We start from the raw sequence: 381 nt of genomic DNA, 5'->3' as shown, positions 1-381 counted from the left end.
CTTCACGGCTTAGATTTGACGATCGGCACAGAAAATCTGGCGGTAGTAGGGCCTTCCGGGGCTGGGAAATCCACCCTGATTGAGCTGTTGTTTGGGCTTAGATTGCCAACCTATGGCGAGGTGACTATTTGTGGCTTGCCGCTTTCTACGTCGTCTAAAAAACAGAGAATGGAGCTATGTAAGCACATTCAGCTGATCCCTCAAGAACCTCACACTAGCCTGAATCCTTATTATTCCGTTCGCAAAATCTTACTCGAGCCTATGAAAAATGTAGGAATCCTGGATAAGCACGAACAGAGAATGGCAGAGGCATTGACGGCCGTGGGCTTAGAAATTAAACACCTAGACTATCTGCCAAAACAGCTGTCGACAGGACAAGCC

General features: G+C 47.8%; 1 protein-coding gene. It reads left to right on the top strand.

Going from position 1 to position 381, the window contains the following annotated elements; all coding sequences use genetic code 11:
- Positions 1-15 precede the first annotated feature (15 nt).
- The coding region (locus AB4585_RS26120) for an ATP-binding cassette domain-containing protein (protein ID WP_372171669.1) at positions 16-381 on the top strand (366 nt) is incomplete at its 3' end.

The sequence above is a fragment of the Vibrio sp. 10N.222.49.C9 genome, from assembly GCF_041474985.1.
Classification (GTDB): domain Bacteria; phylum Pseudomonadota; class Gammaproteobacteria; order Enterobacterales; family Vibrionaceae; genus Vibrio; species Vibrio crassostreae_C.
The sequence above is the reverse complement of the archived record's forward strand: the minus strand, read 5'-3'. Positions and strand labels throughout refer to the sequence as shown.